The following is a 16,190-nucleotide window of genomic DNA, read 5'->3' on the forward strand; positions in this document are numbered from 1 at the left end:
TATGTATGAAACGTACAAAAAAACTGCTTCTCCTCTTTTTATTTTTCTGTCTTTTCCTGACTGGCTGCACAGCTACCACGCAGGAAAACATGGATTCTGCTGAAAACAATTATACAGAGCTTACTCTTTTTTCAGATGTCTCTTTCTGGAATCCTCCTGTCTGGAGTTTTGAAGAAGGAAGCATCAGTGCCGGTATCTCAAAGAAAACCGGAGCATACCTGGATTTTGCGATTCCGCCGCAGGACGCATCCAAAAAGCTGAGTCTGATGATCTTAAAAGATGAACTCCCTGACCTGATCGTCGCTACGGACAAGAATGTGATCAATCAGCTGATCCGTTCCGGAAAGGTCTGGGCTTTGCAGGATTTTTTTGAAACTTACTGCCCGGATTCCCATTTGCTGAAAGATTTCCCGAAAGACAGGAAACTGGAATATATCCGACAGTACGGAGACTGGTATGCTTATCTTTCACACCTGAATACCGATGATGCCCGCAAAACCTGGAAAGAAAAGACCTCTTATTATGGAGATCTTTTCACCCACAGTTACAATCATGGCATTATGTTTAACCGCAAACTTCTGGCACGTGCAAACCTGACCGTTTCGGATATACAGACTGCCTCTCAGGTCTTAAAAGCTTTTGAAAAAGTCAGAAAGCTGACTGCTGACGACGGACAGTCCACCATCCCATTGCTGCTGGAAGGCAATCAATATCTGGACTCTTCGATTTCCTGCCTGATCGGTTCCTTCGGTGCTGAAGTCATTGACGATAACGGAAATTATACTGAACGCTTCCTTCAGCCGGAATGCAAAGAGGCTTTTGCCTTTCTGAACACAGCCTTCCGCAAAGGTTATGCTTTCAGTGAAGATCTGACACTTGATAATCTCCAGATGCGCGATCTGATAGCAGATGACCGTGTTTTCTGCTATATCGGAAACACTTCCAATACAGGTGTGGATGCCACCAGGTGGGTTTCCGCAGGTCCGATCCTCTCTGACTCTGGAAAACGTCCGGTGATGAGCATCGACCTGAGTGTACCGACCGGCTGGATGCAGACTTTTGTATCCAAAAGCTGCAAAAACCCGGAACTTGTCGCCCGCTTTTTGGATTATATGACTTCTGACGAAGGATTGCTCTACAGCAACTACGGCGTGGAAAACAAAGATTATACTTTCGACTCGGATGGTTATATCCACCGGACTGCCAGAGGACAACAGCGCTTTCATGATTCCAATGATATGCTCGGACTGTTCTGGAATTTTTACAATGTTGCCTGGGATCACAGCCTGATCCCGGTACCTGCAAAAGGAAGCATGGACGACTGTTTAAATCAGATCCAGACTGCTTTTGCCAGATATCCAGACACTTATGTTTATGATTCTGCCCTTCTTCGTCTGCCGGATAATTACATTTCCCCGGACAGTGAAGAAGGTCAGATTGAAAGCACGCTGGAAGCTTACCGCAAAGAGCAGATTCCGAAAATCCTCTCTGCTTCTTCGGATACCGAGTTTGAAAAACAGTATCAGCTTTTTGTAACCACACAAAAAGAACTTGGAGCTGAAAAACTGGATCAGAAGATCAACCGGCAAATGCAGGAGAATTTTTCCTATTACGGTAAAAAAATAGAGAAAGTCAACCCACAAATGCAAGACACCTCAAAACCAAACGGAGAAACAAAACCATGAACTTCTTACAGACTTACCGCAGACACCTGATCTTTAAGCTGGCCGGGATCGCTGCCGTGATTCTTGCTGTGCTTTCATCTGCCTATCTTTTTATGTCAGCAGACTATGCAAGATCTGTGCGTAAAAACACGCTCGCCCTGAATGAACGGCTGACAGCCCAGACTGCCACACGTATCGAAGCATCCTGGGACTCGCTTTACAATATCACAACTGCATTCTGCTATTCTCCGACCGTGCAGCAGTATTTTTCGGTAAATTCTCTGAACCGGCTTCCGGATACACAGGAGCTTGCCTCGGTTTTTTCCAACACAATCCTGCTGAATGACCGCATTTTAAGCGTTTATCTCTACAATGCAGATGCAAAGCAGATTGCTTCCATGGGGAAAAATTTTTCGATCGATACTTCCGTACTGAACACCGATGCCGTGATGGATATCCGGGCATCGCATCTGAAATCAAACGAAAAACGCCCTTACTATGAGCTGATCTTCCCTGTTTATGATCTGAACAATATCCAGTACCAGAAGCTGCTTGGTACCTGCGTTTTTGTCCTGGAACCGGAAAGTTTTGATGATACACTTCAAAATGTGCAGTCAACGGAAGATGCCGTTGTTTTTCTTCTGGACTCCTCGGACTGCATTCTTGCTTCTGCCGGTTCCGTGGAGTCCTGCGGAAGCACGCTGGCATCCGAGATTCTGCACAGCACTTCCGAAAAATATTTTTTCACTCAGACACTTTCCTGCAATGACTGGAAAATTGCCGGTTTCCTTCCGGAATCAGATCTTCGGAAACCGGACCAGAACCTGAAAGAAACACAAATCCTGGTTTATTGCATTTCCCTGTGTCTTTTGCTCTTTCTGCTTCTGTACTGCAATTACAGCATCATAAAACCGATCACCGGAATTTCTGCTTTTATCCGTAAGATCAATCAGAATCCAGACTCCCGGCTTTCCCTCGACCGACCGGATGAGATCGGCACGGTTGCAAAAAGCCTGAATCAGATGCTTGATGAAAAGCAAAAAATGCAGCTGGAGATCGAACAGGTAAAATATCTTGCCTATGAAACGGAACTTTCCAAAAAGCAGGCAGAGATCCTTGCCTATCGAAGCCAGATCAATCCGCACTTTCTCTATAATACGTTTGAATGTATCCGGGATATGGCTCTGTTCTACGATGTTGATGACATCGCAGAACTTACGATGGCTCTCTCCAATGTCTTCCGCTTTGCCGTCAAGGGAACTGATATGGTTACCGTAGAAAATGAGCTGGATCATATCCGTGAATATGCAAAGATCGTAAATTATCGTTTTATGGGCAAGATCTGCATTGAAATCGAGGCAGAAAATTCCATACTGAACTGCAGCGTACTGAAGCTTCTACTCCAGCCGCTCGTGGAAAATGCCGTCTTTCACGGGCTTGAACAAAAGATTGAAAACGGTACCGTGTGGGTACGTGTCTTCAGTTCCGATGACCAGAAACTCTGCTTTGTGGTTGAAGATGACGGATGCGGCATCGAACCGGAGCATTTAAAACAGATCACCGCCTCTTTGGAAACCGAAAAAAATACAACCAAAATCGGCGTCTTTAATATTTATCAACGACTGAAACTTCATTATGATAAGCAGTTTTCTTTTGACATAAAAAGTATCTCCGGCAAAGGAACCTGCATTACCATTATGATTCCACAAAAAATGATGACAGAACCAGAAGGGAGTATTTTATGATAAGTGTCTATATTGCAGATGATGAAGCCTGGATCACCATTGGTCTGAAAAAACTGATCCAGAAGTCCGCTCTTCCTTTTGAAGTGATTGGAGAAGCACATAACGGCGTGACTACGCTTGAAGATATCAAAGCTTTAAAACCGGATGTCCTGTTTACCGATATCCGGATGCCGGGACTTTCCGGTCTGGAAGTCATGTCCTATCTTTCAGAACATCAGATCCCCACCAAAGTCGTGCTGATCTCCGGCTATGCCGAATTTGAGTATGCACGACAGGCAATGCTGTGCGGTGCTTTTGATTATCTTCTGAAACCGATCCAGCAGGAAACTCTGAACAAAACCCTGTCACGCCTTCGAAATGAACTTGAGCCTGCCGCTTCTGAAACTTCTGAAGACACGATGCAAAATGCAACGATCACAGACCTTTCGACTGTCGGAACCTCTCTGTTCAAAAAAATTCTGGCTTATATCCAGGAACACGATACGGAAGAACTCTCTTTAACTTCCCTGGCAGAAATGTACAATATCAGCTCCAGCCGCTTAAGCACCCTGATCAAAAAAGAACTGGGACTGTCTTTTTCAGAATATATCACGGCAAGACGTATGCAGAAAGCCAAAGAGCTGTTAAAAGATGACAGCCGCTCCATTGAGGAGATCGCAAACGCAGTCGGCTACCACGATTACTTTTATTTTACAAAAGTTTTCAAAAAAACGCAGGGAATATCTCCAAGCAAATACCGGAAGTCTCTTTAAATTTTTCTTGCTAAAGTAAAAAAGTGTGTTTATAATCAAAGTATTAAAGTAAACAAATGAGTGAACATAACTGTAACATTCAAGCCAGACACACGTAAGGCCTGATGTGCGATTTTGGTCCGTTTTTCGGCAGTTATGTGCAAATAAAAAATGTATTGGAGAAAATAGCATGGCAACTATCCGAGATTTAGCAAAACACACCGGATTCTCAGTGACCACGATTTCCCGTGTACTGAACAATGATCCGACTTTGAACGTAACCGACAACACCAGAGTCTCAATTCTTGAAGCGGCAGATGAACTTCACTACACGCTTCCGAAAACAAGACGTTCCCATAAAAACCGCCTCGTCCATATCGCCATCGTTGAGATGATGTCCTTAAAAGAGCAGCTGGCTGATCCGTACTATCTTTATCTGAAGAATTATGTGGTACGCAACTGTATGGAGCATGACTGTAATGTATCTTATCTTTTTGAGCAGTCCGGCAAATATCAGACACTGGAAAAGACCCCGCTTGACGGTATCCTGGCGATCGGCATTTTTTCAGACCAGCAGATTGCACAGCTGCTGGATATCAGCCCGAACATTGTATTTGTGGATTCTTCCCCGGATGAACGCCGCTTTGACTCGGTTGTCCTGAATTTCCGTCTCGGCGTAGAACAGGCACTGGATTATCTGCTGTACAAAGGTCACCGCAAGATCGGTTTTCTTGGTCCTGCCTATAAATTAGACCAGAAAAAACGCCCTGCCCTGGAGGCAAGACGTCAGTATTTTATTGATTATATGAAAAATGCCGGTCTTTACGACGAGCATCTGATCATTGATACCGGCCTTTCTGCCAAAGACGGTTCTGCTCAGATCCGCAAATGGCTGGAACAAAAAGATCATATCCCGACAGCTCTCCTTGCCTATAATGAGGAATCTGCGATCACCGCTGTCAGCAACCTGCGTGAAGTCGGACTTCGCATTCCGGAGGATGTATCTGTCATCAGTTTCAATGACACACCGCTGTCTATCCTGACCGAGCCACCGCTGACCAGTGTCACCGCACATCTGGAAGTCATGGGAGAAATGGCAGTGAAAATGCTGCTTGACCGCCTGGATGATCCGCAGCATCTGCCTTATAAGATCGTACTGCCGCCGACACTGGCTGTCAGAGACAGTGTCGTGGATATACCGGGTGAGATATAGATAGAACGCACGTGAGACTTGGCATGCACTTCCTTTTCTCTTTGATTTAAGAGAAGTATATCCCGTAAAGTTTAAAACAAGCTGAAAGAAAACAGCCGATTTTGTGAAAGAGTTGTGAAAAAGCAGGGTAATCGCTTACCCTGCCTTTGTGTGCTGCTAAAATCTCAGAACAGATCCAGCAGCTGATCGATCTCTTCTTTTTTCGTTGCCCAGCTTGTCGCAAAGCGTACTACGGTGTGGTTTTCATCGTATTTTTCCCAGAAACTGAACTTTACTTCTTTTTTTAGTTCTGTCATTTTCCGGTTTTCGAGAATGACAAACTGCTGATTGGTCGGTGAATCCAGATAGAAACGGCAGCCTTTTTCTGCCAGCCCTTTCTTTAAATAATCTGCCATTGCTATCGCATGTCTGCTGATTTCAAAGTACAGGTTATCTGTGAACAGTGTGTCAAACTGGATTCCAAGCAATCTGCCTTTTGCAAGCAGTGCTCCCCGCTGTTTGATCAGCGTCAGGAAATGTTTCGGTGTTCTGTTGCCCGAAAATACGACGGCCTCTCCACACAGTGCTCCGACTTTTGTCCCGCCGATATAGAAAACATCGCAGTATTTTGCAATCATCGGAAGGGTTACATCGGTTTCTTCACTCATCAGACCATAGCCCAGTCTTGCTCCGTCGAGAAACAGTGGGATATTATAACTGCGGCATACGCTGCTGATCTCTTCCAGCTCCGCCTTTGTATACAAAGTACCGTACTCCGTAGGATGGGAAATATAAACCATCCCCGGAAATGCCATATGTTCGTGGCTTTCATCATCCCAGAATGTTTTCAGGCAGTTCTTCAGATCTTCTGCTTTTATTTTGCCTTTGTACTGCGGAACTGTGATCACTTTATGGCCGCTGTACTCAATGGCTCCCGCCTCATGGCAGGCTACATGGCCGGTCTGTGCTGCGACCACGCCCTCATAAGATTCCAGCATGGAGCTGATCACAACGGCATTTGTCTGCGTACCGCCCGTCAGGAAATAAACATCTGCCTGTGGACATTCGCACGCCTCCCGGATTTTCTGTTTTGCACTTTCACAGTATGGATCAGATCCGTATCCGGATACTTTCTCCAGATTTGTTTCCATAAATCTCTGAAGGATCTTTTCATGTGCTCCTTCAGAATAATCATTTTCAAATGATAACATATCTTTTTCTCCTGTCAGATTCTCAATATCAATAGAAAGCTTTTTGCTCTGTCACTATTCTACGATGCCAGGAGATAAAGGTCAACCTATCATTTTTCTGTTTCAGACGCTCAGTTTCTTTTCCATGATCCATCCGCTGATAAAGTAGAAAATCACACTCAGTACCAGAGATACTGCGATTTCCAGAATCATGGTCAGGTTCATATTGTCAAATGCAGGCACCAGGTTCAGCATCTGACTGAACAGCCAGGAAAGGATCAGAAACAGTGCAAATGCCGCGATCCCGCTTCCCTTTTTGCCTGCAAGCACGCTCGCCGAAAGAATCACTGCCATATCGGCGATTACAACAATACTGATCCAGCTGACCAGAGATGCAAAGACGGACAGAATCACTGCATCTGATACTATCTTGATGTTCAGTCTTATATCCATAATCTGTCTTATGCTATCCATGAGTTCTTTTGCCCCGCCGATACAGAGCGTTGCCACAGTCAGGTCAAACACGGCAAGTACGATAAAAAATGCTCCTGCCATAAGGATTGAAATGCCATTTTCCAGGATTTTGGCACCTAAAATCTCATAACTGCTCTTTGGTGTCAGAAACAGCATATAACTTTGTTTGCTGTTCAGATCCCGATACAGTGTCATGATACCTTCCAGTCCAATGTAAAACACACCGAAAAATGCACACAAGATCAGGAACATCATACCTGTCCCCATCAGATTATATCCTTTAAAAAATACGCCCCCCAGAAATGCCAGTTCAAAAACTGCTGTAAGCACCAGCAGAATAAGCTTGGAAGATGCACTCTTCCGAAATTCATACTTCATTAATTTTAACATAGTTCCTCTCCCCCATGTCCGTAAATTTCACGATACAGATCAACAACGGATTTCTTTTCGCTGCTTCTCAGTTCCTCAACCATGCACTGTCTGACCATTTTTCCTTCTTTCATAAAGATGGCCGCATCTGCCACTCGCTCCAGTTCATCTACCAGATGGCTGGAGATCACAAGTGTGACATCCGGATCAATGACTTCCAGAATACTTTTCATGATTTCATCCCTTGCCAGAAGATCAATGCCGTTTAATGGCTCATCCAGCAGATACAGTTTTGCATTTCTTGCCATTGTGACTGCGATCTTTAACTTTGCCATCATACCGGTGGAAAGTTTTTTGGTTTTCAGCTCTTCTGTCAGCTCCATTCTTTTGAGCATCTGATGATATTTTTCCATTGAAAAATCCTCAAAAAAGTCCTGATAATATCTGCCGACATCTGCAACCGTCATCCAGCTATAAAAATATGGCTCCGTGGACATATAGGCAATCTCTTTCTTGCTCTCTTTTCCGATGGCTTTGCCTTTATATAAAATCTCCCCTTTTCCAGGTTTGACAAGACCTGCCACCATCTTCATCCAGGTAGTCTTGCCGCTTCCGTTCGGCCCGAGCATCGCATAGACAAGCCCTGTCTCCAGTTTTAACGATACATTGTCAACCGCTGCCTTACCGGCATAGTTTTTGGTTACTCCAATACTTTCCAGTACATTTTCCATATCATTCACCACTTTCTTCCTTTTTTTTCAGAATCCGGATCACATCCGTTTTGGTAAATCCAAGCTGCTGCATTCCTTCTAAAAATTCATGGATCAGCGTCCCCGCCATCTCTTCTTTCATATTTTTCACCTTCTCTGAATCTTCTGTCACAAAAGTTCCCATGCCACGTCTGGTAAAACAGACACCTTCCGTCTCAAGCTCTTTGTATACACGGCTGACCGTATTCGGATTGATGGTGTAAGACACCGCCAGTTCCCGTACGGAGGGAAGCTTTTCCCCAAGTTCCCGTTTCCCTGTGACAATATCACGTTTGATCAAATTAGCTACCTGCAGATAGATTGGCAGCGATGAATTGTATTCCATAAGCTCTTCCTTCTTTCTTGTATCACTGTCATAGCTATATAGTACACTAGTTTTCTGGTTTTGTCAATATGAAAACGAAAAGATAACATGCAAATTGTTTCTTACTCCCACAATTTGGTTTCAGGCTTTTGCCCCTGCTATCCTAAAAAAAGAAAAGACAGCATATTTTTCATGCCATCTTTTCTTTTGATCATTTACTGTAATTCTGTTTTTAACTTACCTGAAAATCCAAGAATCAGGAAATTGGCTGCAATCTCCGTATCCCGGAACAATGCCACATTCCAGGATGCGTGCTGTATAAGCAGTACCGGTAAAAATACTGAAGCAGTTTCTGTTTCGCATATCTTCTATAATTCTGGTTTATTCTAGCACATTCTTGTGATGTAAACAAGAGTATGATGTTCTTTTGCTTCTTCCACCTGTTCCATACTCCAAACATCTCCAACCCATCCCATAGCTTCAACAAATCCTTACGAGCGTTTCCTCTTTCAGACTGATAACGATATCATAAAATACTCTCCGCTACGCACAGTGCCCCATACCCCACAATCTCATTCGGATATCCCACAAGTGCTGTTAATCTCTGTGCACCTCTTTGCAGATATGCCCGGATCTTCTCTCCATAAAGAAACGGATCATTTCCTTGTACGATGCCATACTGCATCATGATCGCCGCTGACCCTGTCACAAACGGCGTGGCAAAAGAGGTTCCGGTCACACCTGTGTAGGAACCTCCCACAGCGGTTGTCACGATATCTACGCCAGGTGCCACGATATCCGGCTTTACCTGTGTGTTTCCTCTTGTGTAACCACGGCCGGAAAACGGAGCATATGTCATAAGGCGTGCATTGTAAGCTCCGACTGCAACCACATTCCTTGCCGTTGAAGGAATGGTCAGAGTCGTGTCAACCGTTGGCGAAAAAAAGTGCGTCAATGGATTTAAAAGAGCGGCAGACGGCATCCACAGATGATAATTTCCTTCCACGATCTTCTGCGGAATCAGACGGATCTTCCAGACGCCGTCATCGACATAAGAACCTTTTGGGATAAAATCAAAATAAATCTCCTGAGCGGTAGTGTAGGGCTTCGGCTCTCCGTAATAGATCAGAATCTCTGTATTCCCGGCCAGGATTCTCTGCACTCCAAGACGCTCCTGAAGCGGTCCGAAGCTTTCACCATCCGGATGAATCAATATAATCTGAAACTGATCGAAATAGGCCTTCCAGAGCTGAATGTTCATCACCGGCTCCTGCTGCGAAATCCCGAATTCCAGGATTCTCTCTTCCTGCTGACCAAGCTTTCCGGAAATATGCCCACCTGTGTTCCCTTCATTTCCGGTGCCCACACAGATCACATTCTTCCACATACCGGAAATCATGTCGATGTATGTTTCCAGAAGTGAAGTCCCGTCATGTGAGCCATATAGAGATAACTTTTATTGTTTTGCAGATTCGATCAAAGTAATATCTCCGTCCCTGCATATTACATTCAGCGTTGATGTGGCGCCATCGACATTGTTTTCGTAAAGAGAGCTGTCTTCTTTGCGTTCCGATTTGCCCTGCGGCAGATTGTCTGTGATCACATCTCCATCTGTGGTTTTCAGGTGAATATTCATCTTTGCTGCATTGCCGTTTTCCATTTGTATGAAAACATCTCCGTCTGAATTGTTTATTTCCAGATTACCGCTGAAGCTGCTGTGATTTGTCTTCAGATCGCCATCGGCAAGTGTAATGACTCCATCTGCAAATTTTCCCTGATCCAGTATCATATCTCCATCCAAAAAGTTTGCTGTCATATTTTTGCATGAGAACTGTTCTGCAGTCAGATCTCCATCGGCAAGCTGAATCCTGGCTTCGGAAAACCGTGCATCCTGCGGTACATAGAGAATCACTGTATTGATTTCTTCCTGTTTCTGCGTCTCGGTATGATGCAGCAGATTTCCAAGATCATAACTTATATAATAACTTCCTTTTCCGCCGGAAGTTTCCTGAAGCGTAAGCTCACCATCTTTGTTTTCCCATGTCAGTGGATTTTCATTACCGCCTTTTTCCATTCGATATTCCATGTAATAGCAGTCATCACCTGATTTTCTGATATCCAGGTCAAAATTTTGAAAATCTACATTCAGTTTTGTAAAAGCATTTATCTGCTGCTTTTCCATAACCTCAAGATTTTTCCTTGCAGAATCTGTTCCACTGGATATATATACATGTCCGGAACTATCGTTGAAATCCTTTCCACCTGCAAAATATCCTGCTGTTGAAAGAACCATCCCCACCACACAGAGCGTTAGAGCTGTTATCATTGCTGTTTTTGCAGTCTTATTCATTCTTATGCACCTTCTTTCTTACAAGTCTGTTGACCAGACGTCCAATCCCATTTGCACACCATTTGCAGATATATACAGTCAAAAGACCTGCGAGGATTCCAATTCCCGTCATCAGGAATCCACCTCCGACCATCATACAGGCTGCTGCAGCAGATTTCAGGATCAAAGAGAGCCCAACCCCGATGGTCACAATACCTCCGGCTATCGCCGCAATGCCGGTAATACCAATCGAAAAAATCACTGCCGCAACAGTGAGGATCACCGCACACAGCACTGCAAAAACAAATGCCAGAAGTGCCAGGCTGACCGGTGATGCACATAGAACCAGGAATACAAGAAGAATGATCTTGCCCGGAGAACGTCTCTTTCCTTTTAAGACCGGTGCTTTCTCTTCCACAATATCCTGATCCTTTTCTACGCTCTCCTGCAAAAGATTGAGAAACAGCTCTCTTGCTGCCTCTTTTGGTTCACCAAGTTCTCTCATAACCTGTTGTTCCTTCTCAGGACCTGCCTCTTCAAAATATTCCGAAAAGTACTCTATGGCATTGTCAAAATCTTCTTGCGGAAGCCGCTTCAGATATTTCTTCAGCTCTTCCATATATTCTTGTCTCGTCATTTTTTCACTCTCCCTTCCACAATATCATCTACAGTATTGCGATATTCCCGCCATTCTTTCCTCAGATATGCCAGCTGCCTGCGTCCCTCTTCCGTGATGGAATAATACTTTCGTTTCCGCCCCTGGAACTCCTCGGAATAAGTAGTCAGATATCCGCCCGTCTCCAGCTTTCTCAAAATAGGATACAGCGTCGATTCCTTGATCGCCGCAACCAGCTTCACCGTCTGGCTGATCTCATAACCGTAGGAATCCTGCTGTTCCACGACCGAAAGGATCAGACATTCCGTCAGAACAGCTGACACCGGATAATAGTACATATACTCACCCCTTTTGTATATATAAAATTTTTATATATAATTATTTTATATATATGTTACCATACTTTTACCATTTGTCAATAACTGTTTTTCAGGAATTTCTGTTTTTAAATCTCTGCCGTTTTTCCTGTGCCATTGCAAATAATTCTTTTGAAATGATTGCCTCGTGCATTCCTTCCACCACATAACGTTCTTCCATCGGAATGTTTCTGTATTTTTCGATTTTATAGGATATTTTCTCTGTCTTGTGCTGAATCATCGCCCCTGTATATACCTGATTTTTCAAAATGTTATAAATCGTTGGTGTATTCCATTTCTGCACCTGATTTTTTCCCTGACGGTTTACATAACTTAATTTCTGGATTTTTCTTTTATACTCGGTCGGCGGCAAAATCTGCTGTCTGTTCAACCGTTCTGCTATCTTTTGTACGGAAACGCCTTCCAGATAAAGAGTATAGATGTTACGCACTGTTTCCGCTGCTGCCTCATCAATCAGAAAGCGATGACGGTCAGCCGGGTCTTTTCGATAGCCATAAGGTGCAAAACCGGACATATATTTCCCCTGCTTTTTCTGTACCTGGAAAGTTCCCCGTATCTTCTTTGAAATATCTCTGCTGTACATATCATTTAGCAGTGCCTTAAACTGAGCCAGCTCTTCATTGCTGTGACAGAGCGAATCCACACCATCTAAAATCGCAACATAACGGATGCCAAGTGACGGAAACACACGCTCAATATAATTCCCTGTTTCAATATGCTCACGCCCAAGTCTTGAAATATCTTTTGTGATCACTCCCTGAATCTCTCCTTTGTAAATATCCGCCATCATCTGCTGAAACTGTGGGCGGTTCGAAAAATAAAGCCCGGAATATCCGTCGTCAATATACATCCTGACGAGCTTCATATCCCCGGCTTTATCCACATATTCTGAAATCAGACGCATCTGATTTTCAATACTTTCACTTATTCTGTTTTCTCCGTCTTCTTTGGACAGACGACAATATCCTGCCATGCGGTACATATCCTTCGACCTCCGAAAAACGCTGTCTCTGCTATAAATATGCGATACCGCACTGAAAAGATGCCATACATTTGTATCGGAACGAAGTGTAGAATGTGCAGTGATTCTGAGAAGAATATGTCAGCTTTCGCTGACCAGAATCACGCACCAAGTCTCACGTGCGTTCGACTTGAATATTACAGTAAACGATAAAGTATCTGTGCTGCTTTTTCGATATTGGTCAAATCGACCGAAGAATAATTGATCACGTACATATTTTCGAAATTTCCTTCTTCTTTTCCGTCAAAATAATGGGACAACGGTGCCAGTTTGATGCCTTTTCCTTTGGCTTCCGTTACGATTTCTCCCTCACTTTTTTCTGTATGGATTTGCATCAGAAAATGCACACCCGCCCCTTCTTCCCGGATGGTGACATATTTTCCAAGCGGCTCTTTCTGAAATACTTGCAGAATCGCATCTCTCTTTGTCTGATAGTAGTTCCTGAGCCGGTTGATGTGCTTTTCAAAACTGCCGTTTTCCATAAATTTTGCCAATGTATACTGTTCAAAATTGGAAACAGTACAGGAATAGAACGAAAGTTTCTGATAGAAGATCTCCGTCAGCGTCGGTGGCAGCACCATATAGCTGATACGCACGGTCGATGCCAGCGTTTTCGTAAATGTATTCATATAGATAACACGATCGGATACATCGATGCTCTGCAGCGTCGGAAATGGCTTCCCGGTCAGCCGCAGTTCGCTGTCATAATCATCTTCAATGATATAGTGATCCGGCGATTTGGCCGCCCAGCCAAGCAGCTCGTAACGCCTGCTGACCGGCATCACGATCCCGGTTGGGAAATGATGCGACGGTGATGTGTGAATGACATCCACTCTTTTTTCTTCCAGTTCCCGAACAGAAATACCCTCTTTATCCAGCGAGATTTTTGCATACTCTACCTTCATATTCTCATAAATTCTGGCAATCTTATGATAGCCCGGATTCTCTACTCCATAGATCCGGTGATTTCCAAGAAGCTGTATCAGAAGTCCATGCAGATATTCTGTCCCCGCTCCGATGATGATCTGTTCCGGCTCGACCTGCATGGCACGGAACTCCTTTAAATACCGGGCAATCGCCTGTCGCAGCTCCAGGATCCCCCCGCAGGGCGGATTGATCATCAGCTGCTTCTGATTGTCATTTAAAACTTCCCGCACCGTCTTTGACCAGATGGTAAACGGAAAGATCTCGCTGTCCGTCTGATTGCTGGAAAAATCTGCAAAATAAGAAGTCGCTCCCCCTGTCAGCGTCAGCTGTTCCTTTCTGACCTTCTTCTTTTCCATGGTCGCACTGCTCAAATCTGAGACATAAAATCCCCGCTTTGGCATGGAATAAATATAACCTTCTGCTAATAATTGTCCATAGGCATTTTCCACTGTGATCACGCTTATGCCCAGATTTTTTGCAAAAGTACGCTTTGACGGCAGCTTCTCCCCTGCCTTGATCTTCCCCTGTGTTATGTCGTTTCGAATGCATTTATATAAATATTCATACATCGAATCTGACCCTGTATTTGCAAAACTGTATGTCAGCATCTGATTATTTTCTCCAATCTGACCTTACTGAATATATCTATTTTGGCAATTTTATAATAGTCACTTTTCCATTATAATTCGAAACCAGTAAAAAGTAAAGATTGCAAAAAACAAAGCAGGAGGTTTAAACATGAATACAACAAATGAAAGATATAAATTGAACAAAGAACTGGCACAGATGTTAAAAGGCGGCGTTATTATGGATGTCACCACACCAGAACAGGCAAAGATCGCTGAAGCTGCAGGTGCATGTGCAGTCATGGCTCTGGAGCGTATCCCGGCTGATATCCGTGCCGCAGGCGGCGTCTCCCGTATGAGCGACCCGAAAATGATCCAGGGCATCCAGAATGCTGTTTCTATCCCGGTTATGGCAAAATGCCGTATCGGACATTTCGTGGAGGCTCAGGTTCTCGAAGCGATCGAAATCGACTACATTGATGAGAGTGAAGTACTCTCCCCTGCCGATGATGTTTATCATATCAACAAACGCAACTTCCGTGTTCCGTTTGTCTGTGGTGCAAAAGACCTCGGAGAAGCTTTAAGACGTATCAACGAAGGTGCTTCCATGATCCGTACCAAAGGGGAACCGGGAACCGGGGATATCGTGCAGGCCGTACGCCACATGAGAAAAATGAACAGTGAAATCGCAAAGCTGACCAGTATGCGTGAAGATGAACTGTTTGAAGCTGCAAAAACACTGCAGGTTCCTTATGAACTGGTTGCCTATGTACATGACAACGGCAGACTTCCGGTTGTAAACTTCGCAGCCGGCGGTGTCGCTACTCCTGCTGATGCAGCCCTGATGATGCAGCTCGGTGCAGAAGGTGTCTTTGTAGGTTCCGGTATCTTCAAATCCGGAAATCCGGAAAAAAGAGCTGCTGCGATCGTAAAAGCAGTTACTAATTATACTGATGCAAAACTGATCGCCAAACTTTCCGAAGACCTCGGGGAAGCTATGGTCGGCATCAATGAACAGGAAATCGCCTTACTGATGGCAGAAAGAGGAAAATAATGACTGTTGCAGTTTTAGCACTACAGGGTGCTTTCGCAGAACATGAAAATGTATTGAAACGTCTCGGTGTCGACTGTATCGAGCTTCGCCAGGCAAAAGACCTGGAAACACCTTATGACGGCATCATTCTTCCCGGCGGTGAGAGCACCGTCCAGGGAAAGCTTTTAAAAGAGCTGGGCATGTTTGATACGATAAAAGAACAGATAGAAAACGGCATGCCGGTCCTTGCAACCTGTGCCGGGCTGATTTTGCTTGCCTCAGAGGTGGAAGGCCAGGAAGGATGTCACTTTGGAACAATCCCGATGTGCGTCCGCCGCAATGCCTATGGCAGACAGCTTGGAAGCTTCCGCACCGTCGCTGAATTAAAAGGCGTTGGAGAAGTCCCGATGACCTTCATCCGTGCACCATATGTCGCAGAGACAGGAGATGGCGTGGAAGTCCTTGCCACGGTCGATGGGAAAATTGTCGGTGTGCAGTATAAAAATCAAATGGCATTTGCATTTCACCCGGAACTGGATAACGATACCAGGATTCATGAGAAGTTTGCAGCGATGGTTCGAGACAAATAAAAAATTTACGGAGGTTTGTATAAATGTGCAAATGAACGAATTCCCCGAAGGCACGCTCTCGCTACCTCACATTGGCAGCGGTACGTAAGCAACCAAAATACGGTTGCTAAGTACCGGCCATGTTCGAGTACCTTCTCTGGAATTGTTCATTTTGCACATTGCTAAAAGCTCCTGGCTTGCCGGGGGTCGCTTAAGCGGAACAGTCCTTTCAGGCCAAATTACAAAACACGAAAAAACAGAGACACTGTAACGGTAGTAAATTTCCGTCACTGTGCCTCTGTCTTTTTTGTTT

17 protein-coding genes are annotated in these 16,190 nt (G+C 44.4%); 6 read left to right on the forward strand and 11 right to left on the reverse strand.

Annotated features, from left to right (window positions below; genetic code table 11):
- The first annotated feature begins 5 nt into the window (after positions 1 to 5).
- The 4 genes from LKD42_RS10450 (at position 6) to LKD42_RS10465 (ending at position 5,353) form a co-directional block, all read left to right on the forward strand.
- A complete protein-coding gene (locus LKD42_RS10450) occupies positions 6 to 1,685 on the forward strand; it encodes an extracellular solute-binding protein (protein ID WP_248835655.1) in 1,680 nt (559 codons plus the stop codon).
- The gene (locus LKD42_RS10455; protein ID WP_248835656.1) at positions 1,682 to 3,409 is read left to right on the forward strand and encodes a cache domain-containing sensor histidine kinase; all 1,728 of its coding nucleotides are present in this window, start codon (positions 1,682 to 1,684) and stop codon (positions 3,407 to 3,409) included. Before LKD42_RS10450 ends, LKD42_RS10455 begins: the two co-directional genes overlap by 4 nt.
- On the forward strand, positions 3,406 to 4,161 hold the full coding sequence (locus LKD42_RS10460) for a response regulator transcription factor (protein ID WP_248835657.1): 756 nt from the start codon (positions 3,406 to 3,408) through the stop codon (positions 4,159 to 4,161). The genes LKD42_RS10455 and LKD42_RS10460 overlap by 4 nt, the downstream gene beginning before the upstream one ends.
- A 169-nt stretch (positions 4,162 to 4,330) precedes the next feature.
- Positions 4,331 to 5,353 (forward strand): LacI family DNA-binding transcriptional regulator, encoded by a 1,023-nt coding sequence (locus LKD42_RS10465; RefSeq protein WP_248835658.1) that lies wholly within the window; start codon positions 4,331 to 4,333, stop codon positions 5,351 to 5,353.
- Positions 5,354 to 5,517: 164 nt separating this feature from the next.
- Here LKD42_RS10465 and LKD42_RS10470 read toward each other — a convergent pair whose 3' ends face one another.
- The 10 genes from LKD42_RS10470 to pdxR form a co-directional block, all read right to left on the reverse strand.
- Positions 5,518 to 6,543 (reverse strand): threonine aldolase family protein, encoded by a 1,026-nt coding sequence (locus LKD42_RS10470; RefSeq protein WP_147631872.1) that lies wholly within the window; start codon positions 6,541 to 6,543, stop codon positions 5,518 to 5,520.
- Positions 6,544 to 6,645: 102 nt separating this feature from the next.
- Positions 6,646 to 7,386 (reverse strand): hypothetical protein, encoded by a 741-nt coding sequence (locus LKD42_RS10475; RefSeq protein WP_022118453.1) that lies wholly within the window; start codon positions 7,384 to 7,386, stop codon positions 6,646 to 6,648.
- Positions 7,380 to 8,096, reverse strand: a complete 717-nt coding sequence (locus LKD42_RS10480) for an ABC transporter ATP-binding protein (RefSeq protein WP_173897378.1) — start codon at positions 8,094 to 8,096, stop codon at positions 7,380 to 7,382. The genes LKD42_RS10475 and LKD42_RS10480 overlap by 7 nt, the downstream gene beginning before the upstream one ends.
- 1 nt (position 8,097) lies before the next feature.
- Entirely contained in the window at positions 8,098 to 8,460 is a 363-nt protein-coding gene (locus tag LKD42_RS10485) for a GntR family transcriptional regulator (RefSeq protein ID WP_022118455.1), read from the reverse strand.
- A gap of 505 nt (positions 8,461 to 8,965) precedes the next feature.
- The gene (locus LKD42_RS10490) at positions 8,966 to 9,838 is read right to left on the reverse strand and encodes a S8 family serine peptidase (protein ID WP_248835659.1); all 873 of its coding nucleotides are present in this window, start codon (positions 9,836 to 9,838) and stop codon (positions 8,966 to 8,968) included.
- Between the two features lie 57 nt (positions 9,839 to 9,895).
- Positions 9,896 to 10,789: a DUF4097 family beta strand repeat-containing protein gene (locus LKD42_RS10495; RefSeq protein WP_248835660.1), complete on the reverse strand. Its 894-nt coding sequence runs from the start codon at positions 10,787 to 10,789 to the stop codon at positions 9,896 to 9,898.
- The gene (locus LKD42_RS10500) at positions 10,782 to 11,405 is read right to left on the reverse strand and encodes a DUF1700 domain-containing protein (protein WP_248835661.1); all 624 of its coding nucleotides are present in this window, start codon (positions 11,403 to 11,405) and stop codon (positions 10,782 to 10,784) included. Before LKD42_RS10500 ends, LKD42_RS10495 begins: the two co-directional genes overlap by 8 nt.
- Positions 11,402 to 11,722, reverse strand: a complete 321-nt coding sequence (locus LKD42_RS10505) for a PadR family transcriptional regulator (RefSeq protein ID WP_022118460.1) — start codon at positions 11,720 to 11,722, stop codon at positions 11,402 to 11,404. The genes LKD42_RS10500 and LKD42_RS10505 overlap by 4 nt, the downstream gene beginning before the upstream one ends.
- Positions 11,723 to 11,813: 91 nt before the next feature.
- Positions 11,814 to 12,734, reverse strand: a complete 921-nt coding sequence (locus tag LKD42_RS10510) for a recombinase family protein (RefSeq protein WP_248835662.1) — start codon at positions 12,732 to 12,734, stop codon at positions 11,814 to 11,816.
- A gap of 185 nt (positions 12,735 to 12,919) precedes the next feature.
- Positions 12,920 to 14,317 (reverse strand): MocR-like pyridoxine biosynthesis transcription factor PdxR, encoded by a 1,398-nt coding sequence (gene pdxR / locus LKD42_RS10515; protein ID WP_248835663.1) that lies wholly within the window; start codon positions 14,315 to 14,317, stop codon positions 12,920 to 12,922.
- Positions 14,318 to 14,447: 130 nt separating this feature from the next.
- Between pdxR and pdxS the strand changes: the two genes are divergently transcribed.
- Together pdxS and pdxT are read left to right on the forward strand one after the other, a co-directional pair.
- On the forward strand, positions 14,448 to 15,329 hold the full coding sequence (pdxS, locus tag LKD42_RS10520; RefSeq protein WP_022118464.1) for a pyridoxal 5'-phosphate synthase lyase subunit PdxS: 882 nt from the start codon (positions 14,448 to 14,450) through the stop codon (positions 15,327 to 15,329).
- Positions 15,329 to 15,898, forward strand: a complete 570-nt coding sequence (gene pdxT, locus LKD42_RS10525; RefSeq protein ID WP_173897345.1) for a pyridoxal 5'-phosphate synthase glutaminase subunit PdxT — start codon at positions 15,329 to 15,331, stop codon at positions 15,896 to 15,898. Before pdxS ends, pdxT begins: the two co-directional genes overlap by 1 nt.
- A gap of 66 nt (positions 15,899 to 15,964) precedes the next feature.
- Here pdxT and LKD42_RS10530 read toward each other — a convergent pair.
- Positions 15,965 to 16,190 (reverse strand): hypothetical protein (locus LKD42_RS10530; RefSeq protein WP_248835664.1); only part of this gene is annotated, 226 nt, incomplete at its 5' end.

The organism is Hominisplanchenecus faecis (assembly GCF_020687205.1).
Taxonomy (GTDB): domain Bacteria; phylum Bacillota; class Clostridia; order Lachnospirales; family Lachnospiraceae; genus Hominisplanchenecus; species Hominisplanchenecus faecis.

What these genes read in the sequence shown, in the direction of transcription:
- LKD42_RS10495 (WP_248835660.1), bottom strand. Translation starts at nt 10,789, where the DNA reads ATGAATAAGACTGCAAAAACAGCAATGATAACAGCTCTAACGCTCTGT.
- LKD42_RS10470 (WP_147631872.1), bottom strand. Translation starts at nt 6,543, where the DNA reads ATGTTATCATTTGAAAATGATTATTCTGAAGGAGCACATGAAAAGATC.
- LKD42_RS10510 (WP_248835662.1), bottom strand. Translation starts at nt 12,734, where the DNA reads ATGGCAGGATATTGTCGTCTGTCCAAAGAAGACGGAGAAAACAGAATA.
- LKD42_RS10490 (WP_248835659.1), bottom strand. Translation starts at nt 9,838, where the DNA reads ATGATTTCCGGTATGTGGAAGAATGTGATCTGTGTGGGCACCGGAAAT.
- LKD42_RS10500 (WP_248835661.1), bottom strand. Translation starts at nt 11,405, where the DNA reads ATGACGAGACAAGAATATATGGAAGAGCTGAAGAAATATCTGAAGCGG.
- LKD42_RS10485 (WP_022118455.1), bottom strand. Translation starts at nt 8,460, where the DNA reads ATGGAATACAATTCATCGCTGCCAATCTATCTGCAGGTAGCTAATTTG.
- LKD42_RS10505 (WP_022118460.1), bottom strand. Translation starts at nt 11,722, where the DNA reads ATGTACTATTATCCGGTGTCAGCTGTTCTGACGGAATGTCTGATCCTT.
- pdxR (WP_248835663.1), bottom strand. Translation starts at nt 14,317, where the DNA reads ATGCTGACATACAGTTTTGCAAATACAGGGTCAGATTCGATGTATGAA.
- LKD42_RS10450 (WP_248835655.1), top strand. Translation starts at nt 6, where the DNA reads ATGAAACGTACAAAAAAACTGCTTCTCCTCTTTTTATTTTTCTGTCTT.
- pdxS (WP_022118464.1), top strand. Translation starts at nt 14,448, where the DNA reads ATGAATACAACAAATGAAAGATATAAATTGAACAAAGAACTGGCACAG.
- LKD42_RS10475 (WP_022118453.1), bottom strand. Translation starts at nt 7,386, where the DNA reads ATGTTAAAATTAATGAAGTATGAATTTCGGAAGAGTGCATCTTCCAAG.
- pdxT (WP_173897345.1), top strand. Translation starts at nt 15,329, where the DNA reads ATGACTGTTGCAGTTTTAGCACTACAGGGTGCTTTCGCAGAACATGAA.
- LKD42_RS10460 (WP_248835657.1), top strand. Translation starts at nt 3,406, where the DNA reads ATGATAAGTGTCTATATTGCAGATGATGAAGCCTGGATCACCATTGGT.
- LKD42_RS10480 (WP_173897378.1), bottom strand. Translation starts at nt 8,096, where the DNA reads ATGGAAAATGTACTGGAAAGTATTGGAGTAACCAAAAACTATGCCGGT.
- LKD42_RS10455 (WP_248835656.1), top strand. Translation starts at nt 1,682, where the DNA reads ATGAACTTCTTACAGACTTACCGCAGACACCTGATCTTTAAGCTGGCC.
- LKD42_RS10465 (WP_248835658.1), top strand. Translation starts at nt 4,331, where the DNA reads ATGGCAACTATCCGAGATTTAGCAAAACACACCGGATTCTCAGTGACC.